This window comes from Capnocytophaga cynodegmi, from assembly GCF_002302475.1.
Classification (GTDB): domain Bacteria; phylum Bacteroidota; class Bacteroidia; order Flavobacteriales; family Flavobacteriaceae; genus Capnocytophaga; species Capnocytophaga cynodegmi.
In genome coordinates this window covers 330,867-346,658 of sequence record NZ_CP022378.1, presented here as the reverse complement: position 1 = coordinate 346,658, position 15,792 = coordinate 330,867, and the positions used below count along the sequence as shown (strand labels likewise).

The following is a 15,792-nucleotide window of genomic DNA, read 5'->3' as shown; positions in this document are numbered from 1 at the left end:
AACAGAAAAAGATACGATTTTTTAAAGTTTTACTGCGGAAGAAAGTTAATAGAAAGAAGCCATAGCTTCATAGAAATCTACTTCGTCTATGCCCATATTTTGGCAAGTCCATTTTGCCCCTTCTATGTTTATAACTTCTTGTGGTTGAACGTTTTCTAATAGAAGTTGCCCTTCATCGGTTGTTAAGAATAATGATTTTCCATCTGTTTCATAATGAGGTGTTTTATATTCTAGCTTCCGAATTGGATTTTCAGAAGTTTCAACGATGTTTTTTAACGGAGAATCCTCCTTATTGTAGATTAAAATTCCTCCTTTGGTAATGCTATCAATAAAAGAGCTATATTTTTCAGAATTTTCTTCGAAAGAAATGTCTGAAATTAAGGCAACTGTAGGTTGATATGAGAGAAATTTTGCCTGAAGATTGTCATTTGTTATGCTATTTTCGTTACCTTCAATCAATGCAAATTCACTATCTTCTACAATTTGAAAATTCTTTCCATCTATCTTATTTTCAATAAAATAGCTGATAGGAATATCGTGGAAATTCATTGTGTGCAACACCATTTTAAGAATGTTTTTCTTGCCTTCATTTCCTGCTATGACAACTCGAGTTTTGTTTTTAAAATATTCACGAATAAACTCAGGGTAAAAGATAGTTTTTAACCCTAAACTATTGGCTTTTAATATATCTGGGTGGATTTCTGGTAGTCCTGTACTTACAACAACAAGGTCAATTTTTGAGTTTATTTCCTCATTTTTTGATGTAACTATATCTGTTTTTGAAAGTTCAGACATTAAATTCTGTAACAAAATATCTTCATTAAATATGAAATGTACTTGCATTTTTGATGATTATAAAGAATAAAAATATTGGCAAAAGTAACTTTTATAATCTATTTTACAAAACAGGGTTTGTTATAAAAATAAACATATTGTTTTAAAGCTATTTTATTTGTGATTTTATATCTGTTTTTCAAAAAGATAACTTATTTTATGTGTTTCAATATTTTTTAAATAAAAAGAAAAGGATATGAAAATGAAATATTTACTTACGATGTGATATCCAATCACTTTTATTTTTTTTTGTTAAATTTACTTGAAATATTTTGTTTTAATGTTAATTTTTATACATTTGCTTCGCATATTAACTCAATTGGAAGCATAAAAATACTATGAAAAATTTGTGTAATTCACATAAAATCAGCATATTTTTAAGTGCTTTAGCACAGGATTTAAATAACCTAAATTATAATTTTTTCATAACATTTATCCGCTTGATGGAGAGGAATCTCTGTTGAGCGGATTTTTATTTTCTTCGAACTATAATAATGTAAAATCTATAAGATATGGCTTTTGAAAATTTAATTCAGTTATCTTTTACTGATGAGGAACTTGGTAAGATTGATGCAGCTCTTCAAACTATTGAAACTGTGCTGAAAGGCAAAACGGTGAACCTAACCTCCGATGAGCGTAGGCAGTATGGCAGTATCGCTGAACAGAACAAACTTTTTGTAAACAAATGTAAGGAGTTGATGGAGCAGTACCCACAATATGTGCCGAGTTTTTTGGATAAGGAAGAATATGACCGTGATTTTCTGGCTCGTACGCAGATTGAAACTCGTTTACAGCGACTTGAAAACCTTGTTGAACAGCTTTCGGATACCAAAGTGTTGCTTGACCACGATAATTATTTCAATTCGCTTAGTTTTTACCGAAACATTCGGTTTTTAAGTAAGGAGAATATCCCAGGGATTAAATCCATTTGGGAGGCTTTAAGTCAGTTTTTCAGGTCTGGAAAACGCACAACTAAATAATATAACTGCCAAAATAGGGTTTTTGGAGCTATAAAATGCGGTTCTGAGCTGGTAATTTGAGGTTTTGGAGCAACAAAAAGAGGTTCTGAACTGGTAAATTGAGGTTCTGAACCGAAAAAAAGAGTTTGTGACCATAATTTAGAGGTTATTTGAGAGAGTAAATACAGTTGTTAAGTGGCTAAATATGGTTCGAAACTGTAAATTTAGAGATGTTGAGTTATTAGATAAGATTTTTAGAACTGGAGTTTTCAGTATTTTAATAAAATTGTCTAAATAAGTACGTCACAAATGATATAATGAATGCTTTTTGAGTATAAAAGTTATGATGAAAGAGAAAGCTAACAAACAATTTCAAGCTATTTCAGCTATAGATATAAAGAAGTTTCTATCGAAAAGTAATCCACAACAGTTTGAAAAGATTATTATTTCAGATGATGAAAAACTAAAACGCTGTAATTATGTTTTTATTAATTACAAATATCAAAGAATTGACCGACAAGCCAAAATAGTTCGTTTTCCTTTTTATCCTGTAATACAACGAATATTTTCTTTCTTAGAAGAAAGGAAAGCTCAATTTGGACAACAATCAGACACTGTTTTAGAGGAAATATTACGAATACTCAAAAATGATTTTCGAATAACACCCGAAAATTTTAACGTAAATGAAAGAGTTTTTGATTTTCCACTTGATGTCTCCTCTATAAATGGGGAAAATAAGATTATGGATTTACAATATTCTCGTTATGTTCCAGAACAAACTTATCATAGTTTTTGTCAGCATTGTTCGGGAGAAAAATATATTCGATGCTTGGACGAAACGTGTAAAGGTAGGCACGAATGGACTTGTTCTGAGTGTAAGGGCAAAGGAGAAGTCCGTTGTGAAAAATGTAAAGGAGACAAAAAAGAGAGGTGTAGAAAGTGTAATAAATCGGGTTTTGTTCAATGTGATACTTGCTTTGGAAGTGGAAACAATGGAGATAAAAAGTGCCAGAATTGCAGGGGAAGAGGTAAAATGAGATGTCCAAAGTGTATGGGTAAAGGTGAGGTTGATTGTAGTGTTTGTAATGGTTTTGGAAAAATAGAATGTATTAAATGTGATACTACAGGAAAGATTACTTGCTCCCATTGCTATGCAGATGTCCAAAGGAGAGGTAAGATAGATTGTCCGCAATGTGATGCTCAAGGTAAAGTTGCTCAGATTGTTTTTGTTCAAACAACAGTGAATACAGCAAATGAGGAAAAAGTTATTGTGAAAAATAATTCACTTGGTGTATCTGCAGATATTATTCGAAATCATATTCCCAAGGTTTATCAGTTAGAAAAGCACTTTATTAATATCAATAACGATATTAGAGTAAGCTACGACCAGTACAGTAAGGAATATACAGATGTTTTTAGAAGGGAGATAGGTCTCCATAAAGATAGATTCCCTCTTGTAACCCAAGAGGAAGTTTATTATCAAATAGTTCCTTGTGTGAGAGTTAATTATATTCACATACTGACAAATGAAATGCATCAATTAACTATTGTTGATTTTTTTGAAAACCCCGAGATTATTCTTGAAGATGACCCAGAAAAAGTAAAACAAAGTGTAGGAAATATTATAAAAACTACGCAAAATTTGTTTGGGAGACTATTTAATACGAAAAAATTCAAGAATAGAGATGATAAATTTAAAGAAGTAGTCCTTCTTATCTATTTGGCCAAAGTTGACCAAAAAATAGTAGAAGAAGAAAAGACTTATTTTACAGAAATTATAGGAGGAATATCCGATTTTACCAACAAACAGCGTAAGAGATTATTTCATCTATTAAATACTCCAGTATTACCTGACCTTACGGAAAGGGATTTTATTTTTAGCAGTGAAGAGAAAATAAAAGAGGTTTTAGAAAGGCTGAATTACTTGGCTAATGTAGATAGAGATTTAGCTCCTAAGGAAAAGGAATTTTTGGATGAAGTAGAAAAACAACTAAAATGTAAGAAATGATGAATGTAACAGAATTTAAACCAGAAGTAGTAGAAAACTTAAATTACTATGTCTATCGGCTTATTGACCCTCGTAATAGCAAAACATTCTATGTGGGGAAAGGTAAAGGAAACCGTGTTTTTAATCACATAAAAACAGCTTTATCATTTAATGAAAAAGGGGATGACGCTGTTAGTTTGAAATATGATAAAATTAGGGAAATTCAAAAAGCAAAATTTCAGGTAAAGCACATTATTCATCGTCACGGAATGAGCGAAAATACAGCTTTTGAAGTGGAAAGTGCTTTGATTGATGCTTATGGTGAAGATGGTGAATTAACCAATTTAGTAAGAGGTCATAAGAGTGATGATTTTGGAATGATGACATCCGAACAAATAGAAGAAAAATACACTGCTGAAGAGGCTGTTTTTAAGCATAATATGATATTGATAACTATTAATAATTATAACCATGAAGTAGATGATATTTACCAAAAAGTTCGTTTTTCTTGGAAACTGAGTATTAAAAGAGCTAGAAAATCAGAGTATGTTTTAGCTGTGAAGAATGGTATTATTATAGGTGTTTTTAAGCCTTTGGAGTGGAGAGAGGCTACCAGAGAAAACTTTCCTGATTTTGATCACGAAGTCCCTGACAGAGTTGGGTTCGTTGGCGAAAGGGCTTCCAAAGAGGTACAAAATCTATATTTAAGAAAACGAGTCCCCAAAGGATTTAGTAAAAAAGGGAGTGCCAATCCCGTACGATATACGTAATATACAGCCTGAATATAGAAGGGATTAGTAAAATCATTGCCTCCAAATTGTATAACTTTTGGAGGTGTTTTTATTTACTCATCAAAAAAATCATCGTCGTCATCAATTTCATTGAGGAGATTGTCAATGGCACGGCGGTCTTTTTTAGTGGGTCGTCCTTCGCCTTTTTGTCGGTAATATTCTTGTGCGAGTTTTTGTATTTCAGCTTGTTCAAAGGCTTCTGGGGGAGTTAAATCGTGTCGGTATAAATCTACTAATTTTGCTCCAACTCTTGAAAGGGGAATATCCAAAACTTTTAACTCATAGTTAATTTGATTTTTACGAACAACAATTTTATCCCCAACGAAAACCTCTCGTGATGGTTTAACAGCCTCTCCATTAACTCGTATATGTCCTTTTTTACAGGCTTCGGTAGCGATATTTCGTGTTTTAAAATAACGTACACACCACAAGAATTTGTCAATCCTCATAAAAATCTTTGGTATTAAATATTTATAAAGTATGGTGCAAAAATAATATAATTTCGTATCTTGCACCCTCAAAAAAATATAATTTTTGTATGATAAGAAAAACTATATTAAGTATCAGTTTGTTATCAGTATTGATGGCAGTTTCTTGTAAAAAAGACGATGATAATGAGAAAAAGATAACTCCTCCTCGTGATGTAACGGAGGTACGAGACGAAAACGAGGCTTCAATCGTGTCGTATCTAAAAACACATTTCTATAAGTTTGAAAATAATGAAGTTATATTAGACACCATTGCAGGGAAGAATGCAAAAGAGGCTTCTTTGTTTGAGAAAGTTAGAAACATAGAGCTTGATGTTTATGATGTAAATAACAATAAAGTACGCCATAAGTTGTATTATTTGCTTGTACAAGAGGGCAGTGGACAAAAATCAACCGTTGCAGATTCTGTTTTCATAACTTACAGAGGACAATTGCTAAACGGAAAGGAATTCGATAGAACGATAGGTTATACAAGATCCAACTGGTGGGATTTGCTTGGCACCAGAAGTGAAAGAAATAATGGAAGTGTTATGGGATTTAGAGAGGCGGTTTCATTGTTAAAAGATTCAAAATCAGGGGTAATTCCAAACGCTGATGGAACACTAAACGTCCCAAAAGATGGTGGAGTAGGGGTCTTCTTTATACCATCGGGTGTAGCTTATTTTAGTTCGGCAACTTCAAAAATTCCTGCATATTCTCCGTTGATATTTACAATACATTTAATAAAAACCAGAAATGCAGACCACGACGGAGATAATATTCCTTCTATTAAGGAAATCAAACGTGATGATTATGGGATAGTTACATTGCCAGACTGCGATAAAGATGGCATCCCAGATTATTTGGATAAAGACAAGTGTAAATAAAAAAGTAGAATATAAAAAACACATAAGATGAGAGTTTAGCCTCTTTGTCTTATGTGTTCTTTTTTAGAAATGAGAAAACAAATTCCTAACATTATTACGCTATTAAATTTGCTTTGTGGCACAATAGCTGTTGTTTTGGCTGTTCAGAACAAACTGGATTGGGCTTTCTTTTTTGTGGCTTTAGGTATATTTTTTGATTTTTTTGATGGATTTTTTGCACGTCTTCTGAATGTAAAATCTGATTTAGGATTGCAGTTGGACTCTTTGGCGGATATGGTAACTTCAGGAGTGGTTCCTGGTGTGGGAATGTTTCAACTTCTTTCAAAGAGTAATTTTGTGCTTCAGAATAATGGTTTGTTTGCAGAAATATTTCCTTATTTTGGGTTTTTCATTACTTTGGCTTCGGCTTACAGATTGGCAAAATTTAATATTGATACCCGCCAAACAACTGGTTTTATAGGTTTACCAACCCCTGCTAATGCGTTGTTTATCCTATCTTTACCAATAATTTTACAACATCATTCTACTGATTTTCTTGAAAATATTTTGCAAAATACGTGGATTTTGGTTGGGATTACTCTCTTGAGTAGTTATATGCTGAATGCTGAAGTTCCATTATTTGCATTGAAATTTGAAGATTATTCATTTCAGAATAATAAGATAAGATATATATATTTGATAATAAGTATATTAGGCTTGTTGTCTTTTAAACTTATTGCTGTTCCTATAATTATTGTTTTCTATATTTTAATTTCTATTTTTCAGAATAAATATAGCAACAAGCTATGATTTTAAAGGTTCTATTATAGCGTGAGGCTGAAAAATATAAATTTTTCTCGTCTGTATTTCCATACATTCATAACATTTAATTCTTTTTTTGCCTTTTTGAAAAACCCTTCCATCTTGTGTGCGAAATATGGCTCCCATAGGTAATTCAAATACAAAATTTTCCATTTCCTCTTTGCCATCAAAATCTTTTAGAGCAATTGATAAAACGGGGTCAATATCACTACTTGCGGACGGATTTTTAAAATGATTGGCAACAATTCCTAATAGTTTCTGTGGAAAAATATCAGGAGAAATGAAAGGCAGCATTAACATACGAAAAGTGTATTTCCACTCGTTTCCGTGGGGTTTTATTTGTTTACTAAATTTTTCAAAAGCTACTAAATGAGCAATTTCGTGAATAAGTGTGATTAAAAAGCGATATTTGTTGCTATTAGTGTTTATGGTTATAAGATGTTGTCCGTTAGGTAGTTGTCTGTAATCTCCGTGCCTTGTTTTTCGTTCATTTACAATTTTTAGATGTATTTTATGTAGTTTGATGAGTTCAAAACAAGGTAAAACCGCATTTTCAGGTAGATATTTTGCAAGTATATGTTCCATTTTGTTACAAGAAAGACACAAAAAATTGATTAGTAGGTCATTACCAAAAACTCAAATTCAAACGGATTGAAGTTTTCAATCAAATTAGGGATAAAATCTGTACCTTGTTGTATGTAAAAATCTGAGAAATTACAATAACGTTCCTGTAATGAGTTATTTGGAAATAGCTCATTTTTCAGAAGAATGGTGCGTTGTATTTCATCAGAAAATTTTCGCTTTTGGGCTTTAAGTAATCGTTTTTCAAGATTTTCTAACCCTTTTAGTTGCTTTACTTCTTGGGCTTTGACGGCATTTTTAAAAGAAGCATCTGTTTTTTCAGCAATTAAATACAAGTCTGAAAATTGTTTTTGTAAAGCGTTCTTCTGCTGAGTGAAATCAATTGGAAAATTACTAAGTTCTTTAACTTTTTTATTTTTCAAATCTTCCGTTTTCAGAAATAAGTCCGTTATAGATATGTTCAGTTTTTTTATTTTATTGTGCTGATTTTTAGATATTAATAAAGCTGAATTTCGAAGCATCAATATTGGAAAAGGAACTTTTTCTGTATCAAAAAAACGTTTGAGTTCCAGCCAGTAAGCAATTTCTCCACCTCCGCCGATATAAGCTAAATTAGGTAAGATAACTTCCTGATACAGAGGTCGTATAATTACATTTGGAGAAAAACGTTCAGGATAATTTTCTAATTCCTCAAGAATTTCACTTTTACTAAAAAAAATGTCTGTTTGATGAACCTCAAATCCATTTTCAGAGGCAACAATGCGATTTCTACCATTATCAGTAAGGTAAAATAGATTGATTTCACGTGGATTTACCTGTACAGGATACGTTTTGTTTGTATTTTCAAGTTCTGAAATAGTTTTTGTAACTTCTTGATAAGCAGTGTTTTTGAATAAATCGTTTTTAATGTAAGGAATAAAAGATTTTTTAAGTTCGTGATGATTTCCATCTACAACTACTACGCCATATTGTTCAAACAGAGCGTTTACTAAAAAACGAGTGGCACAAGCAAGATTATTATGTTCTAAATAACTGGATTTGAATAGATTTTTTAGGAAATCAGCATTTTTTCCAACACCAATTGAACTTTCAAATACCTCAAAAACTTTTTCTAAGGAATCGGTTTTGAATGCTCCCGTCATTCCTTTTTCTGAGCTATTCCAGTACAAGCTTCGGTTTTGTAAATGAAAATGATTAATTTCTTCAAAGTCGTGGTCTTCAGTAGCCATCCAGTATATTGGAACAAAATTAAAATCAGGATATTTTTCAGAAAGAATTTTGGCTGTATTGATTGTGGAGACAATCTTGTAAATGAAATAAAGATGCCCAGTAAAAAGACTCAATTGATGTCCCGTTGTAATTGTAAATGTATTTTTTTTGCCTAAAAGCTCAATATTTTCTACTACTTTTGAAGAGGTTTTCATTTCAGAATACTGCTCTTTTATGGAATTTACCAACCGAACTCTTGCTTCATCGCTAAAGCTATTTTGCTTTTCTTCAATTTGTTTTTTGAAGTTCGAAACGCTCGGAAAGTGATTATAAAAGCTACGTAACTCCTCTTTTTCAAGTACATAGTCACTCATAAGAGAAGAAAAAAAGTGAGTTTGTTTCAACGGGATTTGGCTTACAATCATATATTTATTAATTATGTTGCAAAAATATCAAATTTATCAATACAGAGTAGTTATTTAAGAAATATTTTTACGTAAATCGAGATATTAGATATTAATTTTTAATTTTTATCAGTATGTGAAAATAAAAAACTTAAAATGTTTGTATAATTGAAAAATAAAATTACTTTTGCAAAAAAATTCAATAGAACAAAAAATTAATACCAGAGGAATTATGTATTGGACATTAGAACTTGCATCATATTTGAGCGATGCACCTTGGCCTGCAACCAAAGATGAATTAATTGATTATGCAATCAGAACTGGAGCTCCAATGGAAGTTGTTGAAAATCTTCAATCTCTTGAAGATGAAGGCGATATGTATGAGTCAATTGAAGAAATTTGGCCAGATTATCCTTCTGATGAGGATTACTTTTGGAATGAAGATGAATATTAATGCGTTTTGAATATAAAGGAAAAGTCTCTTGAAAGATAAGAGACTTTTTTGTTTTTATTAAAATCCTGAATTTTTGTCAGTTTTCATAAATATGGTACACTTATTGGGAAATTCTGGCAGAGATTCAAAAATAAATGTAGATTATTAATAATTTCGTTTTTAATTAAATATATATGAATATTGTAAATTCACTAATAAAAATTTTTGTAGGTGATAAGGCAAAGAAAGACTTAAAGACAATTCAGCCTATTGTTGAGAAAATAAAGGCTTACGCCAGTCAGTTAGAGAATATTTCTAACGATGAGCTTCGTGCAAAAACTATTGAATTTAAAGAAAAAATCAAAGGAGCAAGGGCAGAAATAGATGCCAAAATCTTTGATTTACAGCAACAAGCAAATCAAACTGAAGATATTGATAAAAAGGAAGATTTGTATACTGAAATAGATAAGTTAAATACCGAAGCATACGAAGTTTCAGAGAAAACACTCAATGAAATTTTGCCGGAAGCTTTTGCTGTTGTTAAGGAAACTTCAAAACGATTCGCTAATAATCAGACGCTTACTGTGACTGCAACTCCCTATGATAGAGAACTTTCTGCAACAAAAAGTTATGTGAGCCTTGATGAAGATAAAGCCATTTGGAAAAATTCGTGGGACGCAGCAGGTAAGGAAGTTACGTGGGATATGGTGCATTACGATGTGCAACTTATCGGAGGAATTGCTTTGCATCAAGGAAAGATCGCGGAAATGCAAACAGGTGAGGGTAAGACACTTGTAGCAACATTGCCTGTATATTTGAATGCTTTAACAGGAAATGGAGTTCACTTAGTTACTGTGAATGATTACTTAGCAAGAAGGGATAGTGCGTGGATGGCTCCGTTGTTTGAGTTTCACGGAATGCGCGTAGATTGTATTGATAATCACCGACCTAATTCCGAAGAAAGACGTAGAGCATACAATGCTGATATCACTTACGGAACAAATAACGAATTTGGTTTCGACTATTTACGTGACAATATGGCACATACTTCCGCTGATTTGGTTCAACGTGCTCATAATTATGCCATTGTCGATGAGGTGGATTCTGTGTTAGTTGATGATGCACGTACTCCGTTAATCATTTCAGGACCAACACCTAAGGGAGAATATCACGAGTTTAACGAGTTAAAACCAATTGTTTCTGATTTAGTTTCAAAACAAAGACAATATTTAACAAAAGTTCTTGCTGATGCACGTAAACTCATCGCAGAAGGAAATACAAAAGACGGAGGTTTCTTGTTGCTTCGTGTGCATCGTGGATTGCCTAAGAATAAGGCACTTATCAAGTTTTTAAGTGAAGAAGGAGTGAAGCAACTTCTTCAAAAAACTGAAAATTATTATATGCAGGATAACAATCGCGAAATGCCAAAAGTTGATGAAGAACTTTATTTCGTGATTGATGAAAAAAATAATCAAATTGAGCTGACAGACAAGGGGTTTGCTGATATTTCTTTCGATGGAGATAAAAATTTCTTTGTACTTCCTGACGTTAGTATCGAAATAACGAATATTGAAAAGCAAAACCTTCCAATTGAGGAAGAAGCTGCTTTGAAAGAAAAACTTTTCCAAGAATTTAGTGTGAAAAGTGAGCGTATTCATACACTTAATCAATTGTTGAAAGCATATACATTATTTGAAAAAGATGTTGAATATGTGGTAATTGACAATAAAGTTTTGATTGTTGATGAACAAACGGGACGTATTATGGATGGTCGCCGTTATTCTGATGGATTACATCAAGCCATTGAAGCTAAGGAAAATGTAAAAATTGAGGCAGCAACACAAACTTACGCTACAATTACGTTGCAAAATTATTTCCGTATGTACAACAAACTTTCGGGAATGACAGGTACTGCAATTACGGAAGCTGGGGAGTTTTGGGAAATTTACAAATTAGATGTAATGGAAATTCCAACAAACCGACCAATTGCACGTAAAGACCAAAACGATTTGATTTACAAAACAAAGCGTGAAAAATATAATGCTGTAATTGAGGAAGTTGTGCGTTTGTCAGAAGCGGGTCGTCCTGTGCTTATTGGTACAACATCGGTGGAGGTTTCTGAATTGCTAAGCCGAATGCTTACAATGCGTAAGATTAAGCATAACGTATTGAATGCTAAGTTACATAAAAAAGAGGCTGACATTGTGGCAGAAGCAGGGCAACCTGGTGTGGTAACAATTGCAACGAATATGGCTGGTCGTGGAACAGATATTAAACTTACGCCTGAAGTAAAGGCTGCTGGAGGTTTGGCAATTATCGGAACGGAACGCCACGATTCACGTCGAGTGGACAGACAGCTTAGAGGGCGTTCAGGTCGTCAAGGAGACCCAGGAAGTTCGCTCTTCTATGTTTCTTTGGAAGATAATCTGATGCGACTATTTGGTTCTGAGCGTATTGCTAAATTGATGGATAATTTGGGACATAAGGAAGGCGATGTGATTCAACATTCTATTATGACCAAACGTATTGAAGCCGCACAGAAAAAAGTAGAGGAAAATAACTTTGGAATTCGTAAACGTTTGCTGGAATATGACGATGTGATGAATGCTCAAAGGGAAGTGATTTACAAACGTCGTCGTCATGCTTTGGAAGGAGAACGCCTCAAAGTAGACTTGGCAAATATGATTTTTGATACTTGTGAGGTAATAGTACAGGGGAATAAAGGTGGAAATAACTACAAAAACTTTGAGTATGAGTTGATTAAATATTTTTCCTTGAAAACACAAATTACTGAGTCAGAGTTTGCAAAAACTTCAGCTAATGATTTGGTTTTCAAACTATATAAAGAAGTATTGGCTCATTATCATCAAAGAACAGAGAAAAGTGCAGAAATAGCTTTCCCTGTGATAAAAAATGTTTATGAAAATCCATCGAATACGTATGAGCGTATTGTAGTTCCTTTTACAGATGGTCAAAAAGCACTTAATATCGTTACGGACTTAAAAGAAGCTTACGAAACCAATGGTAAACAATTAATTAATGATTTTGAAAAGAATATTACTTTAGCGATTATCGATGAGGAATGGAAAATGCACTTACGCCGAATGGATGAGTTGAAACAATCAGTTCAGTTGGCAGTTCACGAGCAGAAAGATCCGCTGTTAATCTATAAATTTGAAGCCTTTGAACTTTTTAAAACGATGATTGATAAGGTAAATAAAGAAATCGTTTCGTTCTTGTTTAAAGCAGAGTTACCACAACAAACACAACCTGTGGAAGAAGCAAGGATTTCTCAAGAGCCTGAAAATTATCAAACTTCAAAAGAGGAAGTTTTAAATAGTGATGAAATAGCAAGTCGCCATCGACAAGCAATGGAGCAGACACAACAACGTCCGCAAGTGGTTGAAACCATCGTTCGTGAGCAACCTAAAATTAATAGAAATGAACGAGTTACCATTCAAAATATCCGAACAGGAGAGCGTAAAGAAATGAAATACAAACAAGCCTTACCTCTTATCGAAAAAGGAGAATGGGTAGTTTTGCCTAATAGCTAATTACATTATAGATAAAAAATAGTCCTGATTTTCAGGACTATTTTTTTGTTTTTTTATTAATAAGTAAACAATGGTCTATCTTCCATAAAGTCATTTACTTTTTCTGCGATTTCTTCTAAATGTTCATCGTTGTGGTGATTTTTAATAACTTCATCAAAAAGGTCTGCAATGATTTGCATATCATCTTCTTTCAAACCACGTGTGGTAACAGCAGCAACTCCAAGGCGAATTCCTGAAGTTACAAACGGACTTTTATCATCAAACGGAACCATATTCTTATTTGCTGTAATATCAGCTTTTACAAGTGCTTTTTCAGCATCTTTTCCGCTTATATTTTTATTTCTTAAATCAATGAGAATTAAATGATTATCTGTTCCTCCAGAAACAATATCATAACCTTTTTCGATTAAGGCTTTTGCTAAAGCTTTCGCATTTTTTTGTACTTGGATGGTGTAATGAAGAAACTCATCGGAAAGAGCTTCACCAAAGGCAACTGCTTTCGCAGCAATTATGTGCATTAACGGACCACCCTGATTTCCTGGGAAAACTGCCAAATCTACTAAAGATGACATCATTCTAGTTTCTCCTTTTGGAGTTTTTAATCCGAATGGATTTTCAAAATCTTCACCCATTAAGATAAGTCCACCACGAGGTCCACGTAAGGTTTTGTGCGTGGTAGTTGTTACGAAATGGCAATGAGGAATAGGGTCGTTTAGCAGACCTTTTGCGATAAGCCCTGCAGGGTGAGCAATATCAGCTAAAAGAAATGCTCCAACACTATCTGCAATCTCTCTAAATCGTTTAAAATCAATATTTCTCGAATAAGCAGAATATCCGGCAACAATCATTTTAGGTTTTTCTTTTTGAGCAATTTCTGCAATTTTATCGTAATTGAGCATACCTGTTTCTTTCTCAACTCCGTAAGATACAGCACGGAATATTTTCCCAGAAAAGTTCACAGGAGAGCCGTGTGTTAAATGCCCTCCGTGAGCAAGGTCTAATCCTAAAATAGTATCATCGGGTTGCAAACAGGCAGAGTAAACAGCAGCATTAGCTTGTGAGCCGCTGTGAGGTTGTACATTGGCATATTCTGCACCAAAGAGTATTTTAGCTCTGTCGATAGCAAGTTGTTCTACTTCGTCAACTACTTCACAGCCACCATAATAGCGACGACCTGGATATCCTTCGGCATATTTGTTTGTTAGAACGGAACCTGCAGCTTCCATTACTTGTGGGCTTACAAAGTTTTCAGAAGCAATAAGCTCAATTCCACGTAGTTGTCTTTCTTTTTCGTCTTCAATTAATTCAAAAATGTGTTTGTCTCGTAACATATGGTCTCAAATTGTTTATATTATCCCCCAAAGGTAGTCTTTTTTGTAATATTTTGATGTGTTTTTTAGGAAAAGTTTTCTCAGTTATTTTACTTGTATGATTTATAAAGAAATAAATTATTTGTAGTTTCATTTTTGAAATATTTTCATCAAAAATTTTATTTATATTCTGCAAAATAATATATTTGTTTCCTCAATTGTGGTAGCTATAAATTGTAAGATATATGTTTGAGAGTTCAGTTTCACCAGTGCTTCAAACTTGGATTGATGTTTCGGAAGACTCTGATTTTCCAATTCAAAATATTCCTTTTGGAGTTTTTTTAACCCCTGATGATGTTGTTACCATTGGGACGAGGATAGGCAACACAGCAGTTGATTTGGGAGCAATGCATCGTTTGGGATATTTCAAAGGAATTGCCTTAGCTGATGATATTTTCTCTCAAGATTGTTTGAATGATTTTATCTCAGATGGAAAGAAAACTTGGCGTTTGGTCAGAAATCGTATTGCTGAAATATTCGATGTGAACAATCCTTCCTTAAGAGATAACGAAAGGCATCGCAAGATAATTTTATTCAATTTAGATGAAATTGAAATGCAGTTACCTGTGCGAATAGGGGATTATACGAACTTTTATTCGAGCGAGAATCAGATGTCTTATATGGAGAATTTGAAAAAAATTAATCAATATGAAGATTTTTTAGTTTCTCCACTTAGTTTTCCTTTGGGATACCACGGCAGAAGCTCTTCCATCGTGCCTTCAGGAATTCCAATTCATCGTCCATACGGGCAAATTCTTCCAAAAGATGCTTCGAAATTAGAGCTTTTGCCATCGAATGAAGTTGATTTTGAGCTGGAAATGGCATTCATAACCACAGATGCAAACGTTTTGGGAGAAAGCATTCCTATTGAGGAGGCTGATGAATATATCTTTGGGATGGTAATTTTTAATAATTGGAGTGCGAGAGATATTCAGAAATGGGAACGAACACAGCCAACTTCTTCATTTTTAGCGAAAAATTTTGCTTCGTCTATTTCTCCTTGGATAGTTACAATAGATGCTTTGGCTCCATTCAAAGTTAGAAAGGAAAAACAAATTCCTGAGCCTCTTCCATATCTTCAAAAGGAGAAAAATTATACGTATGACATTCATTTAGAGGTGTTTTTGACAACTTCGGAAGGAAGTACAACGATGATTTCAAAAACAAATTATCTGAACACTTTTTGGACGATGGAACAACAACTTACACATCATACCATCAGCGGTTGTAAGGTGAATAGTGGTGACTTGATGTCAAGCGGAGCTATTTCTGGAAACACAGATGAAAGTGGTAGTTCCTTGCTCGAAATTACACAGGGAGGAACTAAAAAAAATGTACTGAATAATGGTGTTGAACGTACGTATCTTAAAGATAATGACATAATTACAATAAAAGGTTACTGCCAAAAACACAATCTTCGTATTGGATTTGGAGAAGTAAGTAATATGCTTTTGAAACCTTGGATAAAAAATGTAAGATAAACACTTGAGAATTATAAATAACTGAAAAACAAA

The 15,792-nt window shown here is 33.3% G+C and carries 13 protein-coding genes; 8 read left to right on the top strand and 5 right to left on the bottom strand.

Annotated features, from left to right (window positions below):
• Nucleotides 1–45: 45 nt before the first annotated feature.
• The gene (locus CGC48_RS01665) at nucleotides 46–843 is read right to left on the bottom strand and encodes a Mur ligase domain-containing protein (protein ID WP_098028199.1); all 798 of its coding nucleotides are present in this window, start codon (nucleotides 841–843) and stop codon (nucleotides 46–48) included.
• Between the two features lie 503 nt (nucleotides 844–1,346).
• On the opposite strand from CGC48_RS01665, the gene CGC48_RS01660 reads away from it, so the two are divergent.
• From CGC48_RS01660 to CGC48_RS01650, 3 genes are all read left to right on the top strand, one after another.
• Complete coding sequence (locus CGC48_RS01660; RefSeq protein WP_098028198.1) at nucleotides 1,347–1,814, top strand: hypothetical protein; 468 nt, start codon at nucleotides 1,347–1,349, stop codon at nucleotides 1,812–1,814.
• A 322-nt stretch (nucleotides 1,815–2,136) separates the two neighbouring features.
• The gene (locus tag CGC48_RS01655; protein ID WP_098028197.1) at nucleotides 2,137–3,801 is read left to right on the top strand and encodes a hypothetical protein; all 1,665 of its coding nucleotides are present in this window, start codon (nucleotides 2,137–2,139) and stop codon (nucleotides 3,799–3,801) included.
• Entirely contained in the window at nucleotides 3,798–4,550 is a 753-nt protein-coding gene (locus CGC48_RS01650; RefSeq protein ID WP_198537145.1) for an LEM-3-like GIY-YIG domain-containing protein, read from the top strand. Before CGC48_RS01655 ends, CGC48_RS01650 begins: the two co-directional genes overlap by 4 nt.
• 74 nt (nucleotides 4,551–4,624) lie before the next feature.
• On the opposite strand, the gene CGC48_RS01645 is transcribed toward CGC48_RS01650, so the two are convergent.
• Nucleotides 4,625–5,020, bottom strand: a complete 396-nt coding sequence (locus CGC48_RS01645) for an RNA-binding S4 domain-containing protein (protein WP_098028196.1) — start codon at nucleotides 5,018–5,020, stop codon at nucleotides 4,625–4,627.
• A gap of 89 nt (nucleotides 5,021–5,109) precedes the next feature.
• On the opposite strand from CGC48_RS01645, the gene CGC48_RS01640 reads away from it, so the two are divergent.
• Nucleotides 5,110–5,925 carry an FKBP-type peptidyl-prolyl cis-trans isomerase gene (locus CGC48_RS01640; RefSeq protein ID WP_098028195.1) on the top strand — a complete coding sequence of 272 codons (816 nt, stop codon included), beginning with the start codon at nucleotides 5,110–5,112 and terminating at the stop codon, nucleotides 5,923–5,925.
• A gap of 69 nt (nucleotides 5,926–5,994) precedes the next feature.
• Nucleotides 5,995–6,714 carry a CDP-alcohol phosphatidyltransferase family protein gene (locus CGC48_RS01635; protein WP_098029726.1) on the top strand — a complete coding sequence of 240 codons (720 nt, stop codon included), beginning with the start codon at nucleotides 5,995–5,997 and terminating at the stop codon, nucleotides 6,712–6,714.
• Here the strand turns inward: CGC48_RS01635 and CGC48_RS01630 are convergent.
• Both CGC48_RS01630 and bshC read right to left on the bottom strand, forming a co-directional pair.
• Nucleotides 6,709–7,311: a SprT-like domain-containing protein gene (locus tag CGC48_RS01630; protein WP_098028194.1), complete on the bottom strand. Its 603-nt coding sequence runs from the start codon at nucleotides 7,309–7,311 to the stop codon at nucleotides 6,709–6,711. The two genes, CGC48_RS01635 and CGC48_RS01630, sit on opposite strands and share 6 nt — an antisense overlap.
• 29 nt (nucleotides 7,312–7,340) lie before the next feature.
• Nucleotides 7,341–8,942 (bottom strand): bacillithiol biosynthesis cysteine-adding enzyme BshC, encoded by a 1,602-nt coding sequence (bshC, locus tag CGC48_RS01625; protein WP_098028193.1) that lies wholly within the window; start codon nucleotides 8,940–8,942, stop codon nucleotides 7,341–7,343.
• 211 nt (nucleotides 8,943–9,153) lie between these two features.
• Between bshC and CGC48_RS01620 the strand changes: the two genes are divergently transcribed.
• Nucleotides 9,154–9,375, top strand: a complete 222-nt coding sequence (locus CGC48_RS01620) for a DUF2795 domain-containing protein (protein ID WP_026193747.1) — start codon at nucleotides 9,154–9,156, stop codon at nucleotides 9,373–9,375.
• 173 nt (nucleotides 9,376–9,548) lie between these two features.
• Nucleotides 9,549–12,908 (top strand): preprotein translocase subunit SecA, encoded by a 3,360-nt coding sequence (gene secA / locus CGC48_RS01615; RefSeq protein WP_098028192.1) that lies wholly within the window; start codon nucleotides 9,549–9,551, stop codon nucleotides 12,906–12,908.
• Between the two features lie 56 nt (nucleotides 12,909–12,964).
• Here secA and glyA read toward each other — a convergent pair whose 3' ends face one another.
• Nucleotides 12,965–14,239 (bottom strand): serine hydroxymethyltransferase, encoded by a 1,275-nt coding sequence (glyA, locus tag CGC48_RS01610; protein WP_098028191.1) that lies wholly within the window; start codon nucleotides 14,237–14,239, stop codon nucleotides 12,965–12,967.
• A gap of 224 nt (nucleotides 14,240–14,463) precedes the next feature.
• Here glyA and fahA point away from each other — a divergent pair, with 224 nt between their 5' ends.
• Nucleotides 14,464–15,759: a fumarylacetoacetase gene (gene fahA / locus CGC48_RS01605; protein ID WP_098028190.1), complete on the top strand. Its 1,296-nt coding sequence runs from the start codon at nucleotides 14,464–14,466 to the stop codon at nucleotides 15,757–15,759.
• Nucleotides 15,760–15,792 lie beyond the last annotated feature (33 nt).

Coding starts and splice junctions, on each gene's coding strand:
- CGC48_RS01665 (WP_098028199.1), bottom strand. CDS start 843: ATGCAAGTACATTTCATATTTAATGAAGATATTTTGTTACAGAATTTA.
- CGC48_RS01660 (WP_098028198.1), top strand. CDS start 1,347: ATGGCTTTTGAAAATTTAATTCAGTTATCTTTTACTGATGAGGAACTT.
- CGC48_RS01655 (WP_098028197.1), top strand. CDS start 2,137: ATGATGAAAGAGAAAGCTAACAAACAATTTCAAGCTATTTCAGCTATA.
- CGC48_RS01650 (WP_198537145.1), top strand. CDS start 3,798: ATGATGAATGTAACAGAATTTAAACCAGAAGTAGTAGAAAACTTAAAT.
- CGC48_RS01645 (WP_098028196.1), bottom strand. CDS start 5,020: ATGAGGATTGACAAATTCTTGTGGTGTGTACGTTATTTTAAAACACGA.
- CGC48_RS01640 (WP_098028195.1), top strand. CDS start 5,110: ATGATAAGAAAAACTATATTAAGTATCAGTTTGTTATCAGTATTGATG.
- CGC48_RS01635 (WP_098029726.1), top strand. CDS start 5,995: ATGAGAAAACAAATTCCTAACATTATTACGCTATTAAATTTGCTTTGT.
- CGC48_RS01630 (WP_098028194.1), bottom strand. CDS start 7,311: ATGGAACATATACTTGCAAAATATCTACCTGAAAATGCGGTTTTACCT.
- bshC (WP_098028193.1), bottom strand. CDS start 8,942: ATGATTGTAAGCCAAATCCCGTTGAAACAAACTCACTTTTTTTCTTCT.
- CGC48_RS01620 (WP_026193747.1), top strand. CDS start 9,154: ATGTATTGGACATTAGAACTTGCATCATATTTGAGCGATGCACCTTGG.
- secA (WP_098028192.1), top strand. CDS start 9,549: ATGAATATTGTAAATTCACTAATAAAAATTTTTGTAGGTGATAAGGCA.
- glyA (WP_098028191.1), bottom strand. CDS start 14,239: ATGTTACGAGACAAACACATTTTTGAATTAATTGAAGACGAAAAAGAA.
- fahA (WP_098028190.1), top strand. CDS start 14,464: ATGTTTGAGAGTTCAGTTTCACCAGTGCTTCAAACTTGGATTGATGTT.